This window comes from Sporosarcina sp. 179-K 3D1 HS (genome assembly GCF_047228905.1).
Classification (GTDB): domain Bacteria; phylum Bacillota; class Bacilli; order Bacillales_A; family Planococcaceae; genus Sporosarcina.
Genome location: NZ_JBFEGI010000003.1, coordinates 396,795 through 423,071, shown reverse-complemented (window position 1 = coordinate 423,071; position 26,277 = coordinate 396,795). Strand labels below are relative to the sequence as shown.

Genomic DNA, 26,277 nt, shown 5'->3' with positions numbered 1-26,277 from the left:
ATGAAATTAGTGGAAGAAGGACAGATGATAAGAGATGTAGTGAGAAAAATTGCAAAAGACCAGATCGAACCGCGAGCGGCGGCTGTAGATAAAAAGGGTGAAATGCCGTGGGATAACTTGAAGGTTCTAGCGGAAAATGGACTTTTCGGTGTGCATGTACCAGAGGAGTACGGCGGGGTTGGTGCCGATTATGCCAGTCATTTAGCGGTAGTGGAGGAAGTGGCCAAAGCATGTGCCTCTACATCGGTCGCATTGTCTACACAGGCTCTCGCCATGGCACCGTTTTTATTGGCGGGAACACATGAGCAGAATTTGAAATATTTAACGAAATTGGCCTCTGGTGAAGTGCTCGGTTCTTTTGGCATTACAGAGCCTCAAGCCGGTTCGGATGTATCGGGCGTTCAAACGACTGCTAAAAAGGACGGTGATGATTACATTTTAAATGGGCATAAAATTTTCATCACCAATGCGGGGGAATCTGAAATTTATGTGTTCGTGACACGGACTTCTGAGGAGCGAACGAAAGGGATCACTTTATTTATCGTGGAGAATGGCACACCAGGATTGTCTTTTGGAAAAAAGGAAGAAAAGATGGGGATTAGAGGCTCCGTGACCCGCGAAGTGTTTTTAGAAAACGTCCGAATTCCCGCCACCAATATGATCGGTGCTGAAGGGGAAGGATTTAAGATTTTGATGAATGTCTTTAATGAAACAAGACCGGTTGTGGGCGCGCAAGCATTGGGGATTGCGACAGCGGCATTCGAGTATGCCAAAAATTATATTTCTGAACGTAAACAGTTCGGGAAGACACTTGATCAATTTCAATTATCACGCGCGAAGATTGCCGAGATGTTTATGCAGTTAGAAACGGCACGTCTTCTTGTTTATGAAGCTGGGCAGAAAATACAGGGGCAAGATGCACAAGTCCCACTCTACTCGTCGATGGCTAAATGTTACGCGTCGGATGTAGCGATGAGCATTACAACGGATGCAGTACAACTGCTTGGTGGGAATGGCTATATACAGGACTATCCAGTTGAACGTTATATGCGCGATGCGAAAATTACACAAATTTATGAAGGCACAAATCAGATCCAATTATTAATCATCGCAAATGAATTGTTTAAATAATAATTGGAGAATCTTTCCTTCGAATTTAAACTTGCCCTTTGACAGGCTATCTAAAACAAAAAAACCGCACCCCAGTACGTAAGCTGAAGGGTGCGGTTATTCATTGCTAGAATATTGTAAGTTATCTTAGGCAATCCAATCCTCTTTCGGAATATCATTCGCTTTTCTCTTCGCGTAATAACGGCCTTTTGTCGTTACTCCGAGGAGAACGGTAAGAATCGCTGCCATGAGTGCTGCGAAAAACGCTGCCGTACTTTGCAGGAATGTGCCCATATAGCCGAGCGCTGCAATCGTCCCGATCACAGTTGGGACAATCAATGATACAACGCCGACCGGATTCCATTTGTATAAGTATTCCTGTCTCGATTCATAAAAGCGTGGGCCGATCTTTAGCCATTTCTTGATAATAAGGGCATCTGTCACCAGCACTGCCGCCCAGCTCATCAATGCGACACCTTGGAAAGTCATAGCGGTACCAAGATGATCGACAATGCCGCCGAGCATCAGAATCATAGCAGTGATTCCCCCCACAACTACCCAAAAGCGGCGACCAGGCGTAAAGCCGAATACGTTTTCAAAAAAGCTCGACAGGGACAGTGAGCTGCTGTAAATATTGGTGACGTTGATGCGGATTTGTGTCAGTAGCGTAAATAGTACACCGCCGAGCCCTAATAAGACGACGATGTAAACGCCCGGGTTTGATTCACCGAGTGTGACACCGAACCAAATGCCTAGACCACCCATCACGCCAAAACAGAAAATTTGTGGAATAAAACCGATGGCAATTGAACCGATTTTCAAGTCTTTCGGTTTTAGGAAACGCGCGTAATCCGAAGCGATCAATGCGGTCAGTCCCATAATGCCATGCTGCATTCCGATGCATAACAACAATGCTGTTCCGCCGATTTGGACGCCTTCGGGCATATAGGTCCAGAAACTGCCCTCATATAACGATGTGCGGTTGAACGTGAGGACAATCGCCGTAATCAGGAAGACGGCGAAAAGGGGTAAGGACCATTTCTGTAGCTTGTCCAATTGTTTAATGCCAAACCAGTTTAATGGAATAACCACTGAACCGAAGATGACAATCAAAAGCCACATGGGGATGGCGGGGAAGTAAGCATGGACAGCAGCAACCAGAATCATGCCTTCAAAGGCACAATACATGATAAAATTCGAGGCGTAGATTAATGAGGTTAGTGAGGCCCCGATGTAACCGAATCCTCCGCGGGATAATAAGTTGACGTTCATGCCGGATTTTGCGGATAAATAAACGATGAAGCTTCCGAGGATGCCTGCAACGATAATGGCATAGGTTGCAGATATGATGGCATTGGCCGCTCCGAACTGCAGTGCCATGACACTTCCCATTTGGAAGTAGAAGATGGCGGTTGCGATGCCGAATGTAATATTGGTGATGCTTAACCATCCCATATTTCGTGCTTCACGTGGGACACGGTCAAATGTATAGTCACCAGTTGTTTCTTCTCCGTGGCGTAAGTCTCTTTCCCGAACTTTTTTTTCTCGTAAGTCTCTTTCGCGTACTTTGTGATCTGCTGTAATATCAGATCGCATCCAATCAAACCCTTTCTCTATTCATTTGTACTTTATTTGTCTCAGGGAACGTTATCTGGGATGGGTTGCTCTTCGAAGAAATGGCAGTGTGCAAGCTACGGGGGTATTATCATTCTGTTGTTCACCAGAGACAAAAAAAAGCAGGGTAGTATTATCGTCCAACCATTTATGGAGCGGATAATATTACTCTGCTTTTTATATTAACATATTCAACATTAAATATTGGATTTTTTTCGCCAACTCATACTAATTTACTATATGAATTTCACTACTTTACAATGTTATATATAGGCGATAGTACGGTCTTTCCATCCATAATTGACATAACCTAAATGGAAATCAAAAGGAGGAAAAATAATGACGCGCTTTGATTACGATCGTTATGATAGATACGATGATGATGACTATGAATACGATTACGATGGTTATGGGAGACGTCGCAGAAGAAGACGTCCACGTTATCAATACCCATTTTTCCCGATTTATCCAACCTATCCAATCTACCCACCTTACTATCGCTATCCTTACTATCGTTATCCATACTACAACCGACCTTATAACCGTCCTTATGGGTATTAATAGAAAAATGCCTACTATTTAGAAAGCAAGGACCGACTGAATCTTACATTAAGATACTGTCGGTCCCGTTTCATTTATCGCGTTCATGAACGCGGGTAATTTTAAAAATGAGGTGGAACGATGTGGTTATTAAAAATAATATCAGACGATGTTCGACTTGCCCAATCCAAATTTCGTCATCATACAAAGACTAATAGGCTGGCTATTGGATCCTTTCTCGCCTGTATAGCTGCTGGGTTACAGGCAGCAGGCGGCTTGTTACCAGGGATCGGTTATTTTATCAGCCCATTTGCCACTTTACCCATTTTGATTGGTGCCATGTTGTCCGTTCAGATGGGAGTGATGTCTTATCTTCTTACCATCCTGTTGCTATTCATTCTGTTTCCTAGTGAACTAGTCATTTTTCCATTTACAACAGGGTTGTTAGGGTTTGGGATCGGTGCAGCTTTTTCTTTTTTCAAGAAGAGAGTAAGCATTATTATTATTGGTGCCATCCTCTTGACGATAGGTATTTTAAGTCTATTATATGTGTTCCATTTTCCTGTGCTGGGTCCAACCGTATCCGATTCCTTTACATTCCTTACAGCTGGAAGTGTTCTTCTGTTTTCTGTCCTTTATAGCTGGTTATGGGTGGAGGTGGGTTTATTCTTTTTTAAAAAATTAAAGGCCGTTATAACTTAGTCACTCCTCAATTTACCCTAAAATTTGGAGGGATTTGAATTTTTGCTCCTACTGGAATTAAGGAATAATCTCAAAAATAGTGCCTTGATTGAAGTCAGTTACATTCATAGATCCATAAGCTCCTAAATATAGTCTTGTTTGATCCAAATTCGCTCCTAAACTAACATAATAAGCTGATTGAGACCCAAAGTTATAATCGGTTTCTATCACGCTAAAATCACTTGGTTTACCATCCGTTCTGACCTTCGTATAAGCGAGAACCCCTCTTTTTGGAGGCGGAGATTCCTCGTTCCGAGCTAGATCGGTAAACACAACGCTTCCCGTTAAATTGGGGATGCCATTCCCCATGTAGGCTTGAACTCCTGTTAGTGAAATTCCACTAAACTTATCGGGGCGGGAATCTTCATGAAAATAACTAGTCAATGGCTGAAGACGCTTCGATGAAGTGTTGACTGTATCATTATAATAAGCCATTGTTTTCTCATCCAAAGTCGAATTTGCAGAGCAGTCCCGTATAAACGAGGTAGGAAAAGCGCCTTCCCACCCTCGCCAGCCCAAGTTAATAAGTCCTTCCGTGTCAGGTTCAGATGTCATTAAGGAATCTTGAATCAGCTGCATAACCGGAATTGGTTGATATTGAACGAATGAAAAAATAGATTCTACCAAATCCTGTCCGACATTTCCCACATATTTGATATATTGATTGTAAAACCATTGGAATGAAATGCCTGGTATATTTCGAACGCCTTTGGCAATCACCGTAAGTGTTTCCTGAATAGTTGCAGGGAGTTCATCGAAACGTGTGGCGACGGGTGGATTGGGGACAAAAGTATTCTTATTAACATCAATTTCAATGATTTTACCGGCTATTTCCGTATCATTCTGACTTAAATTAAATGGATCATAGCCTGATCCACCATCTCCGGTTGTTAAGACAAGTTTTCCTGTTTCTGGTGAAAAGTTCAAGCTGTTGACGCCATTATGATTAAAGAATGGTCTTCTTATATTAAGTAATGTCCGCCGTTTTTGAGGCTGGCCATTCGATTGTAAAATCCATTCTTCCACTGTATCAATATGGTCATATTGAGTTTCCCTATTAGTCCACTTTAAATTTAACGTACTGGGATCGCATGGGTTGGGCTTAAAAAATTCAGGAAGAGCACCTTGACCTTGTCTTACAGCTTCTGAAAGAGCACCAGGACCTTGTGTTCCAGCTACGGAATAATGAAGATAAAACAGGCCGTTATAATAAAAACCGGGATGAAACGCTAGACCCAGCAACCCCCGTTCATCATACCCACCACCAGAAACACCTAGTTTAATAATGCGCGGGCGAATATCCAAAAAAGACTTTATTTCTCCGTTTCCTATGTAAAAGATTTCTCCTATCTGGGTTGCAATGAATAATCTTTCAATGGAGTCACCCGGTAGTATAGCTGTTTTCAATATAGTAGGTAAATTAATCTTATTTACAATGGGACGTAAACCAACCTTCACTTTTTTCAACTAACCTTACACTCCTTCTAATTGTTTTCTTTTGTAAGAATATGATTAGAAGGAATTTACTAGTACCAAGTGAGAGAAGGGGAAACTGACCAGGCAGTTAGGAAAGCACATATGCTTATATAGATGAATATCCTATTTGCGAAGCTATTTAAACAACGGAGGAATTGTTATCGGATATTTTGTTAATGTGGAGTCTGGTGTAAATCTATATGTTGAAGATCTTAACCCGGAGGGGAACAAGACCCTAGTATTTATACACGGCTGGCCGTTGAGCCATAAGCAGTTCGAATATCAGTTTGATGTTCTTCCATCAATGGGGTATCGATGTATTGGCATCGACTGGAGGGGCTTTGGGAATTCGGATAAACCATTTAGTGGCTATACGTTAGATAGATTGGCGGATGATGTTCGTATGGTCGTTGGCACACTCCAATTAGAAAGCTTTGCGCTCGTCGGTCATTCTACAGGTGGGGCCATTGCAATTAGATACATGACTCGATACAACGGTTACGGAGTTTCCCAGCTTGTCCTTGTGGACGCAGCTGCTCCTAAAGGCTTTTCAGCAGAAACAGCCACTAAATATTTGACGCAAACTTTAAACGACCGTCCGAAGATGATGCAAGATGTAATAGATGGCTTTTTCTTTCAGTATATAACTAAACCATTTTCGGATTGGTTTTTTCAAATGGGAATGCAGGCTGCAGGATGGTCGACTGCGGCGATTATTGTTTTATTACGAGATGTAAATTTGTATGAAGATCTTCCGCAAATAGTTGCCCCCACATTAATTATTCACGGTATTCATGACAAAGTGATTCCTTATTCACAAGCTAGGGAATTACATCAATTAATGCCAAATTCGCAGCTGGTCCCGTTTAACTATAGTGGTCATGGTGCTTTCTGGGAAGAGCGTGAAAAGTTTAACCGGCTATTGATGCAATTCATTCAGTAACAAAAAGGTTCGGTTAGTTCGAATTACAAGCACCCATTCAATGATTGGTTATAGCCTTTAAGAACATATAGGGCCTCGGTCAGTATGGAGGTAATATGGAAGGCGGCCGATCGGCGTCCTGTATCATTTGTAGGGGGTTTTTTCTATGATGATAAACAAAGTGGAAATATACATTATATACCTCTATACATTCAAAAACCTTTCTATTAATATATAGAAATTGATATGTGTAGAGGTGTTTTTATGAAGAAGTGTGCAATTTTAGCATTCGGTTTGTTTGCTTTACTAATGACAATGTCAGATGTCCAAGCTGCCAGTTGGCAAGAAGGTGAAGTAATCACAGGTGCTTTTATGGAAAAAAAGGTTGATACATACACGATTACAATCGAAGAAGATGCACGTGTGACATTTACATTAAAAGATAATGAAGATGAACATGAGTATAGTTTTCTTACAGACTATAATGTGATGTTGTACGATAGCATGGAGCAGAGGATTGCATCTATATCAACGTATCGTGCCGATGACGATCAAGATAAAACGGTGCTGCCTGTGAATTTAAAAAAAGGCACATATCAAGTCAAGGTCGCTGGTACGGGGATTGATTCTCAAGGTGATTATGCAGTGAGCTATAAAACGGGTCCCATTGAAGGAAATGATTTGGAGTCGAACAACGAAAAATCAACGGCAACTCCGTACAATCTCGGTGAAACATACCAAGGCGACTTGAACGGTTCCGTTTTTTCGAATGATTATGACCTATATAAAGTCGAAATCCCGACATTCGGGAAAGTGAAGGTTCAGCTGCAAAAGACAGAAGGTACGTCAGTCGGAAATGCTCATTTTGATATGACTATTGTCGATGAGAAAGATGTAAATAGATTCTCGCTGACAAGCTTTTACGGCAATCCGAACGATATCGAAGTATTACTTCAACCCGGCACGTACTATTTCAATATCCGTTTAGCAAACTCAAGACAAGCCATTGCGAAATACACGTTTACAACTAATTTTGTACCGCTAAACGAACAGGATTGGGAAAGTGGGCGCAATACGAGTATTGCCAGAGCTGATGTGCTCGAAAATAACAAAACATATAATGGCTTTTGGTACAGTTCACCTTATGGCCATTCGCAGACGCATGATTATTACAAATATACTTTGGCGAAAGATGCCAAAGTGACGTATATTGCCGATTCTCCGGGAACTAAAGGGGAACTCACTTTTTTAGATGAAAACGGTGTGCAGTTACCATATCTCGGTTACGCAAACAGTGACACCAGTAAAATCATTACGACAAAAGAGTTGAAAGCCGGGACGTATTATTTAATTTACTACTCGCGCCACGGAGGAAGGAAAGGCTATGAAGGGTATAATCTCACCTTACGCATCCAAAGCTTTTCTGACGTTCCGATGACACATCTATATTACGAACCAATTGAAGTACTTGCACAATTGGGCATTAATAAAGGATATCCAGATGGCACGTTCCATCCGCATGAAGCGATTCAACGAAAGCATGTCTTTGCTTTATTGAACCGTATTGAGGGACTGACATTGCCGAAAATTCGTACAATGAAAACTTTCAAGGATGTAACTGCAAAGCACCCAAATTACCCGGAAATGAAAGCTTTTTATGAAGCTGGGATCATTGACGGCCACGGTTCGTACATGAACCCGGGATCGAACTTGACACGTGCGCAATTAGCAAAAATTTTAGTGAATACGTTTGATTTAAAAATGAACGGTGCAGGGATTAACTTTAGTGATGTGAATTCCTCAAACAGCTTTTATGAGTACATTCAAATTCTAGCAAGCAATGGAATCACCATCGGATCAAACGGAAAGTACATGCCAAACGATCCGGTCACAAGGCAACATTTCTCGGTCTTCTTACAACGGACATTGGAATTGAATTCTTAACAAATGCGATCATGTGAAAACATGGTCGTTTTTTTCATTGGTGTGATAGAACAGCTTCTATTTAATGACAAAACCAAAATATCGTAAATCGTAGTTTCCTATGCTATCATGAAAGCGTCATTCCGTGTCCTAAGGCATGGAGGATATGGAGTCAACCTAGAATGGCTAACTTGCCATTAATATAAATTAATATAGAAGGAATGATTTTATGGTCCAAGCGAGTTTGGCAACAAAACCACTGGATATTTTAAAAGGAAAAATACAAATGATTGAAGCAGACGAGGGTACTATCTATTTAGTGGGACCCATTCAATTGCCTGTCAACCTGTACGGAGAGACCGTACTGTTTCAATGGTATAGTTGGTTGAGTCATTGCCAAGTAACGGGGGATCCCCAAGAAATCATCGATCAGCTGGCATCCGCCAATTTGGCGGAGCACCAACAGTCCAGTGTGCTCGTCTATGGGGATTTTGAAGAAGCGGATGATGCGCTGATCCGGATGCATTCCATTTGTCATACAGGAGACATATTCGGAAGTAAACGTTGTGATTGCGGTTATCAATTGAAGCAATCGATGAAGAATATTGTCGAGCATGGGACGGGTGCATTGTTTTATTTAGCCAACCATGAAGGCCGGGGAATCGGTTTATTCAGCAAAGCGATGGCTTATGTGCTCCAGGAAAATGGCTATGATACTGTGGAGGCGAATGAAAGCCTCGGATTCGTCGATGACTCCAGAAATTACGATGATGCCATCCGTGTTCTGAAGGCGTTGCGCTCGAAGCCTGTCAAGCTCATGACCAATAATCCGAAGAAACTGGAAGCGCTCCAGAAAGCCGGTCTCCCGGTAGCGGGACGTGAACCGTTATGGGGCGACCACTCGGAGTTCAATGAGAAGTATTTACAAACAAAAATTCTGCGTTCCGGACATATTGGGGAAGAAGGAGCTTGTCCAAATGACTAACCATGAATTTTATATGAGCTTGGCACTGGAAAATGCAACAGCAATGAAGGGACAAACCGATCCGAATCCTCTTGTTGGGTCGGTCATTGTCAATGAAAGCCGGATTGTCGGGATCGGCACGCATCTGAAGGCGGGGGAACCCCATGCTGAAATCCATGCCATCCGGATGGCTGGCGATAAGGCGAAAGGTGGCACGATTTATGTCACGCTTGAGCCATGCTCGCATTTCGGGCGAACAGGACCATGCGCAACGGCTATTGTGGAAGCGGGGATAACAAAGGTGGTCATTGCAACATTGGACCCGAACCCGGTAGTCGCCGGCAACGGAGTCAAAATGCTCGAGGAAGCGGGTATTGAAGTGATCGTCGGTGTGATGGAAGAGGAGTCCCGGATGATGAATGAAGTCTTTAATAAATTCATCGTCGAACAGAAGCCATTCCTCACAATGAAAGCCGGGAGCACGTTGGACGGAAAGATTGCGACACACACGGCCGACAGCAAGTGGATCACCTCTGCCGAAGCCAGACATGATGTCCATCTGCTGCGCAATCAAAATATGGCGATCTTGGTCGGTGTCACGACGGTTATCAAAGACGATCCCGAATTGACGACAAGAATTCCGAATGGCAGAAATCCGATTCGCATCATTTTGGATTCCACATTACGGATTCCACTGAATTCGAAAGTTGTCACGGACGGACTGGCGGAAACGTGGATTTTCACGGCACGGGAGTATGACCAGGATGCCAAGGAAGAATTGGAGAAGCGTGGTGTCTCCATTTACCCGACCTCCGGTATCAAGCATGTGGACCCGAATGATGTTGTTCGGATTCTTGGTGAAAAACTCGTCTCTTCGGTTTTGCTTGAAGGCGGGGGCACCATTCATGCGGCTTTCCTTGAAAATCAGCTCGTCGACAAAGTGGAACTCTATCTTGCACCTAAACTGGTCGGAGGCGCACAAGCTCCAACTTTTCTGGAAGGAAGAGGTGTCGGGTTGATGCGTGATGCCGTGGATTTGGAAAATCTTCGCATTACACAAATAGGTAAGGATTTTAAATTTACGGGATACCCGAAATATATTACAAAGCAAACAGAGGGTGTTAAATGAAATTCGGATTTGATATCGATGATACGTTGATTAATTTAAGGGAACATGCCTTTCATCTCTATAATAAAAAGTTGAATCAAAATGTGGAGATTGATCTTTTTCATGCTTTAGATAAAGTTGAAATTCACGAACTTTTTGGCATGACCGCTGAACAGGGCGGAGAGATGTGGAGTAGTTCATTGGAAGAAATCTATTTCACGTCTTGTCCAGCTTATCCTGATGCAGTGGAAACGTTGCAGAGACTGGAAATGGAAGGTCACGAAATCTATTATATTACGGCAAGGCCAAAAGAATATGGCGAGCGAACGATGGATTGGATGATTGACAATGGGTTCCCAGTTCGTAAAGATCGATTTTTTTATGGAATGAAGGATGAGGATAAGGTGCATATCATCAAAGAGTTGAAATTGGACTTTTATTTCGATGATAAGCCTGCCGTCCTGGAAACATTAAGTACTGACACTTTACAAGTGTTTGCGAAGTGTCAATCTTATAACAGGCACCTCGATATTCCACGAATCACAAACTGGTCAGAATTATTTGAGGTAATCGAATCCACTATCATGAAAAGGGCCACTTCCTAAAAGCAGGGAGTGGCTTTTTGGCCCTTTTTAAAAAGGATAGGTTTTTATTTAAAAAATTAAAAAGTCTGTGCTATATTGGGAAAGAGGAAAGAAGGTGACGGTGTAATGCGAAGGAAGTACGGAAGGCTTCGGAAGAAAGGGAATATGATCGTATTTCCAGGAACATTTGAAAAGCTTATCGAGGAAGGCTATACATATGTGGAAAAAGCACAGTTTGACAAGGCGGTAGATGCTTTCGACCAGGCTATCCGTTATGAACCTAATTCCGTGGAGTTTCTTGGCCCTTACGCTGTCGCCTTGTATGAAACAAAGGATTTCGAACGAGCGAAAGAAGTGGCGGGCCGCTTGCTGCATAGCGGGACGGCCGATTATGTGGATGCGATGGAGCTCTATTTGACGATCAACATGCAGTTGCAGGAATATGAAGAAGTGGAAATGACGATTGGTGCCCTGTTGGACGAAGGCGTAGTGCCCCATGAGATGTTGAATAAGTTCCAGTATTTAAGGGAATTGAACGAGCGTCTTATGAAGCGCTATCCCCCTGAAAAGGAAGCGATGCCAACGCCATTTCCATATACAGTAGATGAGTTTTTGCAATTGGACCGGGATGCGCAGCAAATGGCGCTTGCATCCATAGAGGGAACTAATCTGTCCCAGTCGACGCCTTTACTCGCTGAAATTGTGGAGAGGGAAGAGGTTGCGCCCCTCGTTATTACGTTTGCCTTGATTCTACTTCACCAAGCCGGTTATGAAGGCGAGCTGACGATCTGGAAATTTGGTTCTTCCAAGACGATCATTCCTGCGCATCTCGAGCTACCGACAGAAGACAAACGAACCACTGAGGTATTGCAGGAAATCGAAAAGCTGTTGATGAAAGACCCTTCTCGGCTTGAATTGGCAAAAGGCTTGATCAAAAAATATTCATTCCTTGCATTTCCGTTCAGTTGGGGTGATTATCCCGCAGAGGAGGTCGCACTATCATATAAATCATATTTGGATTGGTTATTTGATGAAGTGCCCTTATTGGATTCTGAGCTGATGAAGCGCATCCGGAAAGTCGATGAATGTTCGGAGTTCTAAAATCAATTACGCCTCGGCGTAATTGTGTCTAGATTTTTTCGAGCTTGCTCGAAAAGCTCCTTTAAAAATCTGTGATATCCGCCGGAGGCTTCACCTGAATTCAGCTAGGGTTTGATCCTCCATTTTAATAGTAGATGATTTTCTGCTGAATTCAGGTGAATGAAATCTGTTGAAAGATGAAGAGACTGTGATATACTGAAATGGTTGTCAATGAGAATATACGTGTGAAAACATATTGTCTAAAATGATTCGGAGGTTTTTGGTTATGTCAGTTAAATGGGAAAAACAAGAAGGTAATAAAGGGACACTTACTGTGGAAGTTCCTGCTGAAGAAGTGAATGTAGGTCTTGACAAAGCATTTAAAAAAGTAGTGAAACAAATTCAGGCGCCTGGTTTCCGTAAAGGGAAGATGCCTCGTAAAATGTTTGAAAAAATGTACGGAGTTGAAGCTTTGTATAATGAAGCTTTAGATTTCATCCTTCCAGAAGCCTACGCGAATGCTGTCGATGAAGCGGCTATTGAGCCGATCGATCGTCCGGAAATTGATGTGGAGCAAATGGAACAGGGTAAATCCCTCATTTTCAAAGCGCTTGTGACGTTGAAACCGGAAGTGAAGCTAGGAGACTATAAAGGTCTGGAAGTGACACGTCAAAGCACGGAAGTGACAGACGAAGAAATCGAAGAGCAACTGAAAGATCGTCAGCAGGCATTTGCTGAAATGATCGTTAAAGAAGACGGTGCAGTCGAAGATGGCGATACGGTTAACATCGATTTTGAAGGTTTCGTAGACGGCGAAGCGTTCGAAGGCGGAAAAGCGGAGCAGTATGACCTTGTCATTGGATCTGGCTCTTTCATCCCTGGCTTTGAAGAGCAATTGATCGGCTTGAAAACAGGTGAAGAAAAGGATGTAGAAGTGAACTTCCCTGAAGAGTACCATGCGGCTGAACTTGCTGGAAAGCCTGCTGTATTCAAAGTGAAAGTACACGAAATCAAAGCGAAAGAACTTCCGGAGTTGAATGACGAACTTGCGAAAGAAATCGACGAGGAAGTTGAAAACTTGGAAGCGTTACGTACTAAGTTGAAAGAAAAAACAGCGGAAGAGAAAAAAGCGGCATCCGATACAGCACTACGTGATGACCTCGTAGAAGCCGCAGCCCGCAATGCAGAAGTCGATATCCCAGAAGTGATGATCGAAACAGAAGTTAATCGCATGATGGACGAATTTGCTCAACGTCTTCAAATGCAAGGTATGAATCTTGACCTATACTTCCAATTCTCCGGTCAAAATGAAGAAGCACTCCGTTCCCAAATGAGAGATGACGCATCGCAACGCGTACGTGTATCACTTACACTCGAAGCGATCGGCAAATCGGAAAACATTGAAGTGTCCGAGGAAGAAATCAACGAGGAACTTGAGAAAATGTCAAAACAATTCGGAATGGAAACTGAGCAGATCAAAGCGACTCTTGGTGGAACATCCATGCTTGAAAACGATCTTCGTTTCAGCAAAACAGTTGAGCTGCTAGTCGATAATGCAAAAATCACCGAATAAGTAAGGTTGGATAACAAGGTACGGAACACCGTGCCTTGTTTTTCATAGTAATGAATTACAATTCGTATTAGTTGATAAAATACAGGGAATCTTGTAAGATTGTCACTTGAATAGGGGTGAGCATAATGTTCAAATTTAACGATGAAAAAGATAACCTGAGCTGTTCTTTTTGCGGAAAATCCCAAGAGCAGGTCCGTAAGCTAGTCGCCGGACAAGGCGTCTATATTTGTGATGAGTGTGTTGAACTTTGTGCTGAAATCGTAGAGGAAGAAGTCGGACTCGAGGAAGGTTTCGAGTTAAAAGACGTTCCGAAACCGAAAGAAATACAAAGTGTACTTGATGAATATGTAATCGGACAGGATCGTGCCAAGAAATCCCTTGCGGTTGCTGTATATAATCATTATAAACGTATTAATTCAGGCAGCAAGATTGATGACGTTGAACTGTCCAAGTCGAATATCGTTTTGATCGGACCGACGGGTAGCGGGAAAACGTTGTTTGCCCAAACGCTTGCACGCATCTTGGACGTACCATTTGCCATCGCTGATGCGACTTCGCTAACTGAAGCTGGATATGTCGGGGAAGATGTCGAAAACATCTTATTAAAACTGATTCAAGCGGCAGACTACGACGTAGAACGTGCTGAAAAAGGAATTATTTATATTGATGAAATTGATAAGGTCGCCCGAAAATCAGAAAACGCTTCGATTACGCGGGACGTTTCCGGCGAGGGCGTTCAACAGGCCCTGCTGAAGATTTTAGAAGGGACGGTTGCCAGCGTGCCGCCTCAAGGTGGGCGTAAGCATCCTCATCAAGAATTCATTCAAATCGATACAACGAATATCTTGTTCATCGTCGGAGGGGCATTTGACGGGATCGAAGATATCATTAAGCGCCGGATCGGACAAAAGGTGATTGGTTTCGGAGCTGACCCGAATACAGTGGTCGAAACGGAATCCTTCCTTTCCAAACTGATTCCGGAAGATCTTCAGCGTTACGGGCTAATTCCAGAGTTCATCGGACGTTTGCCGGTCTTGGCAAGCTTGGAACCATTAAGCGAAGAGACATTGTTCCAAATTCTGACGGTTCCGAAAAACGCGATTGTGAAACAGTATCAAAAAATGTTGGAGCTTGATAATGTGGCGCTTCGCTTTGAAGAAGAAGCATTATTGGAAATCGCGAAAGAAGCGATTGAGCGCAAAACGGGAGCTCGTGGTTTGCGTTCAATTATTGAAAATATCATGCTTGACGTAATGTATGAGTTGCCATCACTCGAAGAAGTGACAGAATGTGTCATTACAAAAGATGCCGTCCTAGGACATTCCAGTCCTCTCCTGTATGGAGCTGATGGCAAGCAAGTAGAGCTGGATCAAGAGAAAAATTCAGCATAAAGTGCCTTGATGGATGGAGCCGACTCCGAAGACGCGCGTGTTACAATGCGTTTCATCGGTTGTCGGCTTTTTCCAACTAATAGGTTCACTCATTTTTGGACATACATATTATATGGAGGTGACGTTCGCATGCCAATTCAAAAGAAGAATAACATTCCTTTATTACCTCTTCGTGGTTTGCTTGTCTACCCAACAATGGTTTTACATATTGACGTAGGCAGAGAGCGTTCTGTTTTCGCCATTGAACACGCCATCGCGCAAGATAACTATATCTTTTTAGCTACTCAAAAAGATATAAGCGATGAAAATCCAGGACCCGAAGACTTATACAAAATAGGAACGTTGGCTTTCGTCAAATCGATGACCCACTTGCCGAACGGAACATACCGCGTGTTGATTGAAGGAATCGAGCGGGGTGTATGGTCGAATTATGAAGAGGCGGATCTCTATCCGGTTGTAGAAGTGGAAAGTGCACCCGACAGTGAGGAAGTGACCCTTGAGACAGAAGCACTGATGCGTACTTTGTTATCCCACTTTAAGAAGTTCACAAAAATCTCTAAGAAAATTAGCAATGAAACCTTTGAATCCGTTGCATCCATTAAAGAACCTGGCAGATTTGCGGATATGATTGCTTCTCATCTGCCGCTTAAAATGGCAGCAAAGCAAGAAGTATTGGAGCTGCGGGATGTCAATGATCGACTGGAATGGCTGATTGAACGGCTCTACAATGAGCAGGAAGTCCTCATATTGGAACGTCGGATCAATGAACGGGTCAAGGAAGCAATGGAAAGGACCCAAAAAGAGTTCTATTTACGTGAGCAGATGAAAGCCATTCAAACCGAGCTTGGTGATAAGGACGGAAAAGGCCTAGAAGTGGCTGAGCTGAGCGAACGAATTGAAGCGGCTAATATGCCAGAGGGTGTCAAGGAGACGGCGCTCCGTGAATTGGACCGTTATGAGAAAATTCCTGCAGCTGCTGCAGAAAGTGGCATCATCCGAAATTATATCGATTGGCTTGTGACACTCCCTTGGTCTGTTGCTTCCAAAGATCAACTTGATATTAAACGGTCCGAGGAAATCTTGGATCGAGATCATGAAGGGTTAGAAACTGTCAAAGAGCGGGTATTGGAATATCTAGCGGTGCGACAATTGACAAATTCCCTACGAGGTCCCATTTTATGCCTTGAAGGACCGCCGGGTGTCGGGAAGACATCTTTGGCTCGATCTATAGCGGAATCATTAGGCCGGAAATTTGTCCGCATTTCATTAGGCGGCGTCCGCGATGAATCAGAAATACGGGGTCACCGACGGACATATGTAGGTGCGATGCCAGGTCGAATTATCCAAGGGATGAAAAAAGCGGGGACGATTAACCCTGTCTTTTTATTGGATGAAATTGATAAAATGTCCAATGATTTTCGCGGTGATCCTTCATCCGCAATGTTGGAAGTGCTTGATCCCGAACAAAATAATACATTCAGCGACCACTATATCGAAGAGCCTTATAACTTATCAAACGTGCTATTTATTGCCACGGCCAACGATCCAAGTGCGATTCCGGGGCCTCTTCGTGACCGAATGGAAATCATTTCGATCGCCGGTTATACGGAAATTGAGAAACAATCCATTGCGACAAATCATATGATCCCGAAACAGTTGAAAGAGCATGGACTGACGAAGTCCCAAGTCCGGTTTAATGATGAAGCGATTCTGGATATTATCCGGTATTATACACGGGAAGCGGGTGTCCGGAACCTCGAACGAGAAATTGCGGGAATCTGCCGGAAAGCCGCTAAACAGATTGTGACCGGTGAGAAGAAAAGCATTACCGTGAGCACACGGACTTTGGAGTCATTGATTGGTAAAAAGAAATTCAGATATGGACAGGCGGAGCTAGTCAACCAGATCGGCGCGGCTACAGGACTTGCCTATACACAAGTCGGCGGAGATACACTCCAGATCGAAGTATCTCTATCCCCGGGTAAAGGGAAACTGATCTTGACCGGGAAATTGGGGGATGTCATGAAAGAGTCCGCCCAAACCGCGCTCTCCTATGTCCGTTCCAAATCGGAAGAGTTTGGTATCGACAGTGATTTCAATGAAACGTGCGATATTCACATTCACGTACCGGAAGGAGCTATTCCGAAAGACGGACCTTCAGCTGGTGTGACAATTGCGACTGCCCTTGTTTCCGCGCTTACAAAACGACCGGTGAAGAGGGAAGTCGGCATGACAGGGGAAATTACACTCCGAGGCCGTGTCCTCCCGATTGGCGGTGTAAAAGAAAAAACGCTCAGTGCACATCGTGCCGGGTTGACGACCATTATATTACCGCGAGATAATGAGCGGGATATTGAAGATATACCGGAAAGTGTCCGGAATGAATTGACTTTTAAATTGGTTTCGGATGCAGAAGAGGTCCTTGCCATTGCATTGGAGGCGAAATCGAGATGAAGGTTAATAATGTGGAAATGATTATGAGTGCTGTGAAGCCTGAGCAATATCCGATAGAAGGTTATCCTGAATTTGCGCTTGCTGGCCGATCGAATGTTGGGAAATCATCATTCATCAATAAAATGATCGGACGTAAAAGCTTGGCGCGCACTTCTTCGAAGCCAGGTAAGACCCAGACTTTGAATTTTTATAAAATCGAGGAACAACTCTTTTTCGTGGACGTTCCAGGTTACGGCTACGCCAAAGTATCCAAATCGGAACGGGAATCGTGGGGCAAAATGATCGAACGCTATTTGACAGGGCGTGAGGAATTGAAAGCCGTTGTTCAAATCGTCGATCTGCGCCACCCTCCTTCTGCCGATGATTGTGCCATGTATGATTTTTTGGTCCATTACAATATTCCAGCTATCATCATAGCAACAAAGGCGGATAAAATTCCGCGAGGCAAATGGGAAAAGCATAAGAAGATCGTTAAGGAACAGCTTGACATGCGCAAAGGCGACCCATTGATTATCTTCTCATCTGAAAAAGGGATCGGTGTAGAAGAGGCGTGGAGAGAAATTGAAAGCCGCATGTAAATTTGTGTATTAAGTTTCGATTGCAAAAAATATGTCCGAAAAATGTAAAAAGAACTCCAAACCATTACCTTCTTCATAGGTTGTTCACATTTCCCTGAAGAACATGGACAAGATTATGTTATAATATAAACATGAATAAGAATGTGAGAGGTGTGAGCACCTGATGCATACAATCGTAGTCGGTGTCAATCACCGGACAGCACCAGTGGAAATCAGGGAGAAGTTTTCGTTTGCAGAACAGGAACTACCACAAGCGATGCAAACGTTACAACAGCAAAAGAGCATATTGGAAAATGTCATTATTTCAACGTGTAATCGTACTGAAATATATGCGGTAGTCGACCAACTCCATACAGGACGTTATTATGTGAAACGTTTTATGGCAGATTGGTTCGGAGAGCCGTTGGAATCCTTTTCTTCCCACTTGGTCATCCGTGAAAATGACGGAGCGGTAGAGCATTTGATGAAAGTGGCGGCAGGAATTGATTCGATGGTGTTGGGCGAGACACAGATTCTTGGACAAGTCCGCTCCAGCTTCTTGCAAGCCCAGGAAATCGGAACGACAGGTACCATTTTCAATGAATTGTTCAAGCAAGCAGTCACATTTGCGAAACGGGCCCATTCAGAAACGGCCATTGGGGAAAATGCAGTTTCCGTCTCCTATGCAGCAGTTGAACTTGGTAAAAAAATCTTCGGATCGTTGGATCGTAAGCATATAGCCATTCTTGGCGCCGGTAAGATGGGCGAATTGGCTATTAAAAACCTCCATGGAAGTGGAGTGGGCAAAGTCACGGTTATAAACCGGACTTTTTCAAAGGCAGAAGAATTGGCAAAGCAATTCAACGGAGTTGCGAAATCTATGCAGGAATTGCAGTGCACTCTCCTGGAAGCGGACATTTTGATCAGCTCCACAGGGGCAAGCAATTTCGTCATTGATTATGAACTTATGCAATTCGTGGAAAAATTGCGGAAAGGTAAGCCGATCTTCTTGGTCGACATTGCGGTTCCCCGCGACTTAGATCCACGAATCGGTGATTTGCCGAATGTGTTCCTCTATGATATTGATGATTTGCAAGGTATCGTGGAGGCGAATCTCGCAGAACGGAAACGTGCTGCCGAAGAAATCGGCATCATGATTGAACAGGAAATCGTCATGTTCAAAGAATGGGTCGCCACACTTGGTGTCGTACCGGTCATATCAGCCCTTCGTCAAAAAGCTCATCAGATCCAATCGGAAACGATGACAAGTATTCTTAATAAAATGCCGGATTTGACGGAACGGGAAAAGAAAGTGTTAAGTAAACATACAAAATCGATTGTCAATCAATTGCTGAAAGAACCCATTTTACAGGTGAAGGAATTGGCGACGGACAGCAAGGCAACCGAAAAACTGGAGCTGTTCCAGCAAATTTTCGGCATTGACGAAGATGTTGAAAAAGAAAAAGAGATGCTTGCAAAGCAAGCGAAAGAGCGGCTGAGAGCCAGGGCAGAGAAAAACGTAATCGCACAACCCGGTTTAACGTTTTAACATGTATCGGCGGAAGCCCCATTTCTACAAATAAAATCCCTTGATTCCGGAAACGTTACAAGTTGAGAGGAACTTATGTTTTCTTCAGTTTGACGGAGAGCACTTCCGCTTCTCGGAAAGCTCGATTCAAAATCCGGACACAATTATGCAGAAGTGTAATTGATAAAGTTGGTCTATAGGGGTGTTTCTGCTAAACTAAAGTTGTGCAGAAACACCTTTTTATTATGGTTTGAAATAGGGATGGTCCTGTTGCGCGGAAATAAAGGCAAAATCGAACCCTTGGCCTTAATTTCTGCAAATCGAACCCTTCGAGTTCGAGGGCTGTGCCTTAATTTCTGCAAAGGGCGCAGAAATACGGCAAATCGAACCCTTCGCGGTTCGATTCGTAATTGATTGGAAAGGCAGTGGGGTCATCTTGGCAGATATTACGATGGCAAGGCTGCAGGAATTGACGGTTATTTTGTATGCTGTAGGCCTGGTCTTTTATTTTATTGATTACTTGAATAAAGACAAAGTGGCACATCGTAGTGCTTTTTGGATTGTCATGGCCGTTTATGTGTTGCAGTCCGCCTATATTGTCCTAACGATTATTGAAACGAAAAGATTCCCGGTTCTATCATTAGTCGAAGGTATTTATTTTTACGTATGGCTTTTGATTGCCTTATCCATTATTTTGCATTTGTTTTATAAGGTGGGTCATGCGGTCTTTTTCTTGAATGTCCTGGCATTCACGTTCATGACCATCCATACATTCGCCTATGATCAGCAACATCAAAGCCCGATCGGTGAAGCTCTCATATCGGAATTGTTATTTATCCACATAACGTTCGCCATTTTGTCCTATGCCGCATTTGCAATGTCATTCGTTTTCGCGATCCTCTATTTGCTAGTCTACAAAATCTTGAAAAAGAAGAAGTGGTCCAAGCAATTCAATCGACTCCCTTCATTGCATCAAGCTATCATAGGAATGAAGGTGTCCATCTATACGGGGATTCCCATTTTGCTCGTCAGTCTCATTTTAGGAGTTCGATGGGCATGGATTGCATTGGATGACTGGACGATATTTGATATGAAAATACTCGGCTCGTTTTTCTTGATTGCAGTCTATGGGATGGTATTGTATTTCAATCGCAGTGGCAGACTGACTTCAAATGATTTTGCCTGGGCGAATATCATCGCTTTTCTTTTTGTCATCGTTAACTTCTTTTTAGGCAGTAAACTATCGCAATTCCATTTTTGGATGTAAGGAAGGAAGAGTATATTGAGAAAAATTATTGTAGGTTCCCGACGAAGCAAACTAGCACTAACCCAGACCAATTGGTTCATCGATCAAATGAAGGCGGCCGGCGCGCCGTTTGAGTTCGAAGTAAAAGAGATTGTGACCAAAGGGGATCAAATCCTGGATGTCATGCTATCGAAAGTAGGGGGCAAAGGGCTCTTCGTCAAAGAAATCGAGCAAGCCCTTTATGACAAAGAAATTGATTTTGCGGTACATAGCATGAAAGATATGCCGGCCGTTTTGCCGGAAGGGCTGACTATCGGCTGTATTCCACCTCGTGAAGATGCACGTGATGCGTTCTTATCCAATGATCACGTGAAATTTATGGACTTGCCGGTCGGCGCTGTTGTAGGAACGTCCAGCCTGCGCAGAAGCTCCCAGCTTCTCTTGTTGCGTCCTGACCTTGAAATCAAATGGATCCGTGGCAATATTGATACCCGTCTGAAAAAAATGCAGGATGGGGAGTATGATGCCATCTTGCTCGCTGCGGCGGGGATGAAACGTATGGGATGGAGCGAAGATTTGATTACCGAATACATGGACTTCAAAGACTGCATTCCGGCGGTAGGTCAAGGTGCGCTTGCCATTGAATGTCGTGCAGATGATGAGGAACTGCTCGCAGAACTTGCTCGCCTGACCGATAAAAAGACATGGCTTGAGGTCGAAGCAGAACGGACTTTCCTTCACGAGATGGACGGTTCTTGCCAAGTTCCGATTGCAGGTTTCGCGAAATCCGATGGCCAAGAAATTGAATTGACCGGCTATATTGCCACTCCGGATGCGGTGGAAGTATTTAAGACAACAGTCCGGGACCAAGACCCGGTCAAAGCCGGAAAAGAAGTTGCCCGGATTTTACGTGAGGAAGGCGCCGGCGAAGTGATTGAGAAAGTGAAGGCGGAGATGGATGCGTAACGGACGACCTTTGGAAGGGGAGCTCGTCATCTTCACCGGGACGCCAAAATCGTTGGACGTACTGGATCAGGTGAGGCGATACGGCGGGACCTCCGCCTCCTTTCCTTTGATTCAAGTGGAGGAAGTAATTGAACCGACAGATGAACTGCGGCTGAATGCCTGCTCTTTGTATGACTGGCTCATTTTCACGAGTCAAAGTGCGGTTGCAGCATTTGGTGCAAAGATGGAAAGACATTCGATTTCTTCGGAGAGCATTCCTGCGAAGATCGGGGCGGTCGGCAGCAGGACGGCTGCAGCATTGGAAAAACTCGGGTTCACGGTTGATTTTATACCGACTATCTTTAGTGCCGATGTTTTCGTGCGGCAATTCAGTCCATCTGAATTCGAAACCCGAAGAATACTTTTTTTACGCGGTTCGATGGCTAGCGCGACGATCAAAGAGGAATTGCCGTTTGAAGTGGATGAATGGACCGTTTACTCAACTGAGCCGACAGTCGAGTCAATCAATGAATTATTGGAAGCTTTGCGACAAGATAAGCCAAAAAGCGTCCTTTTTGCCAGTCCTTCCGCTGTGGAAGTTTTTGCAAGAGAAATCGTGCCTCGCATCGGTTGGGAAGGTTATGTAATCGCAGCGATCGGACATGTGACGGAAGCGGCACTCCTGGCAGCCGGTGCAACCGTCCATGTCAGGCCGGATACATACACGTTAATGGATCTCGTCGATGAATTGGCGAAACGAAAGGAAGTTATGTGATGACAAATTTACAATTCAGAAGAAACCGTCGCTTGCGCAGCTCTAAAACGCTACGGGCGATGGTGCAGGAAACCGTTTTGCGAACAGAGGATTTGATCTACCCTCTATTCGTAGTGGATGGGGAGAATATTAAAAATCCGGTTGTTTCCATGCCTGGCGTATTTCAGTTTTCGCTGGATCAATTAGGGGCAGAAATAGATGAAGTCGTTTCGTTAGGCATTCCATCTGTCATTTTATTTGGCGTTCCTTCTGACAAGGATGCCGTTGGTTCCGGTGCCTATCATGATGAAGGGATTGTGCAGCAAGCAACTCGTTTCGTGAAAGAACGCCATCCGGAACTGATTGTCATTGCAGACACATGTTTATGCGAATATACCGACCATGGACATTGTGGTGTAGTGGAAGGGGAGAAAGTCCTCAATGATCCGTCTTTGGAACTGTTGGCGCGCACAGCGGTGAGCCAAGCAAAGGCGGGAGCGGATATTATCGCGCCATCCAATATGATGGATGGATTCGTTGCGGCAATCCGCCAAGGACTGGACGAAGCGGGCTTCATTGACACACCGATTATGTCCTATGCCGTCAAATATGCGTCCGCTTATTATGGGCCATTTCGGGATGCGGCCGATTCCACTCCGCAATTCGGAGATCGGAAGACGTATCAAATGGATCCAGCCAACCGAATGGAAGCCTTGCGTGAAGCTGAGTCGGATGTGGAAGAAGGCGCCGATTTCCTGATCGTCAAACCGGCTCTGTCTTACCTCGATATTATGCGGGATGTAAAAAACTCCGTGTTATTGCCTGTCGTGGCGTACAATGTAAGCGGCGAGTACGCAATGGTGAAGGCGGCTGCCATCAATGGTTGGGTGGAAGAGAAGAAAATTGTTTTGGAGACATTGACAAGTATGAAGCGTGCAGGGGCGGATCTCATTATGACGTACCACGCCAAAGATGTGGCACGCTGGTTGGAGGAGAACTAATTGGGAAATCGTTATGAACAATCGAAGCAGGCTTTTACGGAAGCCGTAAATTTATTGCCGGGCGGAGTCAACTCGCCGGTCCGTGCGTTCAAATCGGTGAATATGGATCCGATTTTCATGCAGAGCGGAAAAGGGGCTATGATTACAGATATCGATGGAAATGAATACATCGATTACGTCCTGTCATGGGGACCCCTGATCTTGGGACATAGCGATCCGGACGTCGTGGCGGGAATCAAGCGCATCGCGGAAACGGGGACAAGCTTTGGAGCACCGACCTTGGTTGAGAATGAACTTGCGAAAATCGTCATAGAACGTGTGCCTTCCATTGAAATGGTCCGCATGGTATCATCCGGTACGGAAGCGACGATGAGTGCATTGCGGCTGGCACGGGGCTATACAGGGCGCAATAAAATCCTGAAATTTGAAGGCTGTTATCATGGCCATGGGGACTCCTTGCTTATTAAAGCGGGATCCGGCGTAGCAACATTGGGTCTTCCGGATAGCCCGGGCGTTCCGGAAGGCATCGCAAAAAATACCATTACAGTTGCGTATAATGATATGGAAAGTGTCCAAGCCGTTTTCGATCAATTCGGAGATGACTTGGCAGGTGTCATTGTAGAACCGGTTGCAGGAAATATGGGGGTTGTTCCTCCAGAGCCTGGTTTCTTGGAAGGATTGCGTGAACTGACGGAGAAAAATGGCACGCTTCTCATTTTTGATGAGGTGATGACAGGCTTCCGCGTAGGTTATAACTGTGCACAAGGCTATTTCGGTATCACACCGGACTTGACTTGCCTCGGGAAAGTGATCGGCGGTGGTCTACCGGTAGGCGCATATGGCGGCAAGCGTGAAATCATGGAGCATATCGCGCCGGCAGGATCGGTCTATCAGGCAGGAACGCTATCCGGGAATCCACTGGCGATGACTGCGGGAATTGAAACATTGAAGAAGTTGACACCGGCTTCTTATGACTATTTCATGAAACTCGGCGACCAATTGGAATCCGGTTTCCGTGAAGCGGCGACGAAATACAACATTCCGCACACGGTAAACCGTGCAGGTTCCATGATCGGCTTCTTCTTCACGGATGAGAAAGTGTCCGATTATGACAAAGCCAAAACATCGGACTTGGAGTTGTTCGCGGAATATTATCGCTTGATGGCTGAAGAAGGCATCTTCCTGCCACCATCCCAGTTTGAAGGCATGTTCCTTTCAACAGCTCACACGGAAGAGCATATGGCTAAAACCGTGGAAGCATTCCATAAAGTCTTTGCTCAGTTGGCGAGATAATAAACAACAGCTATCCTTTTTTATAAGAGGGTAGCTGTTTTTATTGTGAGTTCATAACTTCGCGAGAGCGCCATAACTTCGGTCGTGCGCTGATAATTTCGCGTAGGCGCTCATAACTACGCGTGAGCGCTTATAACTTCGTGCGTCCGCTGATAATTTCGCTGGGGCGCCCATAACTTCGCGCAGGCGCCGATAACTCCGCACGAACGCTCATTCTATCCACTCCAGCTCCCGGATCCACAACTACTCTTCTATTGTCATTCCATGCCGCATACAATAATCAGTGAATGAAAATGAGGAGGGACGAGATTGGATAAAAAAAAATGGACGATGCAGGAGAACTTTATGTTTCCAGCGGAAGCGGGAATGCCTGCGGAGGCAATTTCGTTAAAGGTCACCCCAGGATTTATGGAAGAGAGATCGGAACAGGGGGTCCGTCTGTCGGGGATTTACCATATCGCCGCGAAAATCAGATTTACAGAGGAGGAGCCAATCCAAGAAGCGGAAGGGCTGGATGCAGCGGTTCTTGTAGAGGATGTCGAGCTGGATGGGAATAAAGGCTATTTTGAGTATGCGGTCCCACTTCATATTGATCTCCCGCCTGAAGCCAAGAGCCCGATTCATGTGACAGCTTCTCATGAGCGAAGCGAATGGGACGGACAAGGCTCGATCGGTATCGTTTGGGAGGTCGAATGTGAATACAATCAAGCTCTCGCTGAGGCAATCGAATCTTCTTCCTTGCATCATGCAACAGCGGAAGCTGTCCAGATGACGGAGGAGGAGCCTGTCACATCTCCGATTGCCATGTCGGAAGAATCTCTTGAAAAGCCTGGTTCTCACAAGGAGGCTGCAACCTCTTTAACGGAATCAATGAATGACAGTGCTTCTTATCAGGAGTCCAATGAAGCCCTGTCATTCATTGCCGGATTGAAGGATGAATACTCTACGACCCTCTTCCGATTAAATGATATTTTTGTAAAAAAGGAAAGCTAAGCCGCATAGACCGACCAACAGAAGAAAGTCTCCAGTCGTCGGAACAATCAATAGCCGGATCAGTTGGAATGCACAGAGTGGAATAATGATCCCTTTGCAATAAAACCTTGTCTTCCGAAGCCAAGAGGGCAATAAGTACGGGTTATATCCTTTTCGCATCACACCATCCTTTCATCTTTATTCAGCGAAATTGATTCCATACTTGACGTTCCGCGCCCGTTTCCGTACAATGATTGTAACTGCATATCATTGCGATGAACGGGAGAGTACGCAACATGGTTTAGCAAAGAGAGGGCACCAATGGTGAGAGGGCCTGTAAATCAATTGCCGAATGTCACCCGCGAGCAGTTTCCGTGATAGGATTATTCCAGTAGCGGAAGCCGGTTTGAAGCCGTTATCCGAGATTGAGGTGTACTTTTTTAGTACACGAATTAAAGGTGGTACCGCGAAATAACTCCTTCGTCCTTTTGAAGACGAATG

22 protein-coding genes and 1 other annotated feature are annotated in these 26,277 nt (G+C 44.4%); of the genes, 20 read left to right on the top strand and 2 right to left on the bottom strand.

Translation table 11 applies throughout. From position 1 onward, the window contains the following. Positions 1–1,131: an acyl-CoA dehydrogenase family protein gene (locus tag AB1K83_RS07225; RefSeq protein WP_413057479.1), complete on the top strand. Its 1,131-nt coding sequence runs from the start codon at positions 1–3 to the stop codon at positions 1,129–1,131. 126 nt (positions 1,132–1,257) lie between these two features. On the opposite strand, the gene AB1K83_RS07220 is transcribed toward AB1K83_RS07225, so the two are convergent. After that, positions 1,258–2,706, bottom strand: coding sequence for a purine-cytosine permease family protein (locus AB1K83_RS07220; RefSeq protein ID WP_413057478.1), 1,449 nt, complete (start codon positions 2,704–2,706; stop codon positions 1,258–1,260). A 357-nt stretch (positions 2,707–3,063) separates the two neighbouring features. On the opposite strand from AB1K83_RS07220, the gene AB1K83_RS07215 reads away from it, so the two are divergent. Together AB1K83_RS07215 and AB1K83_RS07210 are read left to right on the top strand one after the other, a co-directional pair. Further along, positions 3,064–3,285, top strand: coding sequence for a hypothetical protein (locus AB1K83_RS07215; protein ID WP_413057477.1), 222 nt, complete (start codon positions 3,064–3,066; stop codon positions 3,283–3,285). A gap of 120 nt (positions 3,286–3,405) precedes the next feature. Next, positions 3,406–3,966, top strand: a complete 561-nt coding sequence (locus AB1K83_RS07210) for a hypothetical protein (RefSeq protein ID WP_413057476.1) — start codon at positions 3,406–3,408, stop codon at positions 3,964–3,966. 57 nt (positions 3,967–4,023) lie between these two features. On the opposite strand, the gene AB1K83_RS07205 is transcribed toward AB1K83_RS07210, so the two are convergent. Further along, complete coding sequence (locus AB1K83_RS07205) at positions 4,024–5,472, bottom strand: PQQ-dependent sugar dehydrogenase (protein WP_413057475.1); 1,449 nt, start codon at positions 5,470–5,472, stop codon at positions 4,024–4,026. A gap of 169 nt (positions 5,473–5,641) precedes the next feature. Here AB1K83_RS07205 and AB1K83_RS07200 point away from each other — a divergent pair, with 169 nt between their 5' ends. The 17 genes from AB1K83_RS07200 (at position 5,642) to AB1K83_RS07120 (ending at position 25,797) form a co-directional block, all read left to right on the top strand. Continuing rightward, on the top strand, positions 5,642–6,424 hold the full coding sequence (locus tag AB1K83_RS07200; protein WP_413057534.1) for an alpha/beta fold hydrolase: 783 nt from the start codon (positions 5,642–5,644) through the stop codon (positions 6,422–6,424). A 243-nt stretch (positions 6,425–6,667) separates the two neighbouring features. Then, the gene (locus AB1K83_RS07195) at positions 6,668–8,347 is read left to right on the top strand and encodes an S-layer homology domain-containing protein (RefSeq protein ID WP_413057474.1); all 1,680 of its coding nucleotides are present in this window, start codon (positions 6,668–6,670) and stop codon (positions 8,345–8,347) included. A gap of 208 nt (positions 8,348–8,555) precedes the next feature. After that, complete coding sequence (locus AB1K83_RS07190; RefSeq protein WP_413057473.1) at positions 8,556–9,311, top strand: GTP cyclohydrolase II; 756 nt, start codon at positions 8,556–8,558, stop codon at positions 9,309–9,311. Beyond that, positions 9,304–10,419 (top strand): bifunctional diaminohydroxyphosphoribosylaminopyrimidine deaminase/5-amino-6-(5-phosphoribosylamino)uracil reductase RibD, encoded by a 1,116-nt coding sequence (ribD, locus tag AB1K83_RS07185; RefSeq protein ID WP_413057472.1) that lies wholly within the window; start codon positions 9,304–9,306, stop codon positions 10,417–10,419. Before AB1K83_RS07190 ends, ribD begins: the two co-directional genes overlap by 8 nt. Beyond that, positions 10,416–11,003 carry a 5' nucleotidase, NT5C type gene (locus AB1K83_RS07180; protein WP_413057471.1) on the top strand — a complete coding sequence of 196 codons (588 nt, stop codon included), beginning with the start codon at positions 10,416–10,418 and terminating at the stop codon, positions 11,001–11,003. The genes ribD and AB1K83_RS07180 overlap by 4 nt, the downstream gene beginning before the upstream one ends. Positions 11,004–11,108: 105 nt before the next feature. Continuing rightward, on the top strand, positions 11,109–12,083 hold the full coding sequence (locus tag AB1K83_RS07175) for a tetratricopeptide repeat protein (protein WP_413057470.1): 975 nt from the start codon (positions 11,109–11,111) through the stop codon (positions 12,081–12,083). A gap of 265 nt (positions 12,084–12,348) precedes the next feature. Beyond that, on the top strand, positions 12,349–13,635 hold the full coding sequence (gene tig / locus AB1K83_RS07170; RefSeq protein ID WP_413057469.1) for a trigger factor: 1,287 nt from the start codon (positions 12,349–12,351) through the stop codon (positions 13,633–13,635). Between the two features lie 125 nt (positions 13,636–13,760). Beyond that, positions 13,761–15,026 carry an ATP-dependent protease ATP-binding subunit ClpX gene (gene clpX / locus AB1K83_RS07165; protein ID WP_413057468.1) on the top strand — a complete coding sequence of 422 codons (1,266 nt, stop codon included), beginning with the start codon at positions 13,761–13,763 and terminating at the stop codon, positions 15,024–15,026. Between the two features lie 129 nt (positions 15,027–15,155). Beyond that, complete coding sequence (lon, locus tag AB1K83_RS07160; RefSeq protein WP_413057467.1) at positions 15,156–17,480, top strand: endopeptidase La; 2,325 nt, start codon at positions 15,156–15,158, stop codon at positions 17,478–17,480. After that, positions 17,477–18,058, top strand: a complete 582-nt coding sequence (gene yihA, locus AB1K83_RS07155; RefSeq protein ID WP_413057466.1) for a ribosome biogenesis GTP-binding protein YihA/YsxC — start codon at positions 17,477–17,479, stop codon at positions 18,056–18,058. Before lon ends, yihA begins: the two co-directional genes overlap by 4 nt. 163 nt (positions 18,059–18,221) lie before the next feature. Continuing rightward, positions 18,222–19,586 carry a glutamyl-tRNA reductase gene (hemA, locus tag AB1K83_RS07150; protein WP_413057465.1) on the top strand — a complete coding sequence of 455 codons (1,365 nt, stop codon included), beginning with the start codon at positions 18,222–18,224 and terminating at the stop codon, positions 19,584–19,586. Between the two features lie 415 nt (positions 19,587–20,001). Beyond that, the gene (gene ccsA / locus AB1K83_RS07145) at positions 20,002–20,832 is read left to right on the top strand and encodes a cytochrome c biogenesis protein CcsA (protein ID WP_413057464.1); all 831 of its coding nucleotides are present in this window, start codon (positions 20,002–20,004) and stop codon (positions 20,830–20,832) included. Between the two features lie 15 nt (positions 20,833–20,847). Further along, positions 20,848–21,777, top strand: a complete 930-nt coding sequence (hemC, locus tag AB1K83_RS07140; protein ID WP_413057463.1) for a hydroxymethylbilane synthase — start codon at positions 20,848–20,850, stop codon at positions 21,775–21,777. Further along, positions 21,770–22,531 (top strand): uroporphyrinogen-III synthase, encoded by a 762-nt coding sequence (locus tag AB1K83_RS07135; protein ID WP_413057462.1) that lies wholly within the window; start codon positions 21,770–21,772, stop codon positions 22,529–22,531. Before hemC ends, AB1K83_RS07135 begins: the two co-directional genes overlap by 8 nt. After that, positions 22,531–23,511, top strand: a complete 981-nt coding sequence (hemB, locus tag AB1K83_RS07130; RefSeq protein ID WP_413057461.1) for a porphobilinogen synthase — start codon at positions 22,531–22,533, stop codon at positions 23,509–23,511. Before AB1K83_RS07135 ends, hemB begins: the two co-directional genes overlap by 1 nt. Continuing rightward, the gene (gene hemL / locus AB1K83_RS07125; protein ID WP_413057460.1) at positions 23,512–24,804 is read left to right on the top strand and encodes a glutamate-1-semialdehyde 2,1-aminomutase; all 1,293 of its coding nucleotides are present in this window, start codon (positions 23,512–23,514) and stop codon (positions 24,802–24,804) included. 309 nt (positions 24,805–25,113) lie between these two features. Further along, positions 25,114–25,797, top strand: coding sequence for a hypothetical protein (locus AB1K83_RS07120; RefSeq protein ID WP_413057459.1), 684 nt, complete (start codon positions 25,114–25,116; stop codon positions 25,795–25,797). A gap of 245 nt (positions 25,798–26,042) precedes the next feature. Further along, positions 26,043–26,267: a binding site (T-box leader), on the top strand. Positions 26,268–26,277 lie beyond the last annotated feature (10 nt).

What these genes read in the sequence shown, in the direction of transcription:
- hemA (WP_413057465.1), top strand. Translation starts at nt 18,222, where the DNA reads ATGCATACAATCGTAGTCGGTGTCAATCACCGGACAGCACCAGTGGAA.
- AB1K83_RS07215 (WP_413057477.1), top strand. Translation starts at nt 3,064, where the DNA reads ATGACGCGCTTTGATTACGATCGTTATGATAGATACGATGATGATGAC.
- clpX (WP_413057468.1), top strand. Translation starts at nt 13,761, where the DNA reads ATGTTCAAATTTAACGATGAAAAAGATAACCTGAGCTGTTCTTTTTGC.
- AB1K83_RS07220 (WP_413057478.1), bottom strand. Translation starts at nt 2,706, where the DNA reads ATGCGATCTGATATTACAGCAGATCACAAAGTACGCGAAAGAGACTTA.
- AB1K83_RS07175 (WP_413057470.1), top strand. Translation starts at nt 11,109, where the DNA reads ATGCGAAGGAAGTACGGAAGGCTTCGGAAGAAAGGGAATATGATCGTA.
- ribD (WP_413057472.1), top strand. Translation starts at nt 9,304, where the DNA reads ATGACTAACCATGAATTTTATATGAGCTTGGCACTGGAAAATGCAACA.
- AB1K83_RS07190 (WP_413057473.1), top strand. Translation starts at nt 8,556, where the DNA reads ATGGTCCAAGCGAGTTTGGCAACAAAACCACTGGATATTTTAAAAGGA.
- AB1K83_RS07195 (WP_413057474.1), top strand. Translation starts at nt 6,668, where the DNA reads ATGAAGAAGTGTGCAATTTTAGCATTCGGTTTGTTTGCTTTACTAATG.
- AB1K83_RS07210 (WP_413057476.1), top strand. Translation starts at nt 3,406, where the DNA reads ATGTGGTTATTAAAAATAATATCAGACGATGTTCGACTTGCCCAATCC.
- AB1K83_RS07180 (WP_413057471.1), top strand. Translation starts at nt 10,416, where the DNA reads ATGAAATTCGGATTTGATATCGATGATACGTTGATTAATTTAAGGGAA.
- AB1K83_RS07225 (WP_413057479.1), top strand. Translation starts at nt 1, where the DNA reads ATGAAATTAGTGGAAGAAGGACAGATGATAAGAGATGTAGTGAGAAAA.
- lon (WP_413057467.1), top strand. Translation starts at nt 15,156, where the DNA reads ATGCCAATTCAAAAGAAGAATAACATTCCTTTATTACCTCTTCGTGGT.
- tig (WP_413057469.1), top strand. Translation starts at nt 12,349, where the DNA reads ATGTCAGTTAAATGGGAAAAACAAGAAGGTAATAAAGGGACACTTACT.
- AB1K83_RS07135 (WP_413057462.1), top strand. Translation starts at nt 21,770, where the DNA reads ATGCGTAACGGACGACCTTTGGAAGGGGAGCTCGTCATCTTCACCGGG.
- hemB (WP_413057461.1), top strand. Translation starts at nt 22,531, where the DNA reads ATGACAAATTTACAATTCAGAAGAAACCGTCGCTTGCGCAGCTCTAAA.
- yihA (WP_413057466.1), top strand. Translation starts at nt 17,477, where the DNA reads ATGAAGGTTAATAATGTGGAAATGATTATGAGTGCTGTGAAGCCTGAG.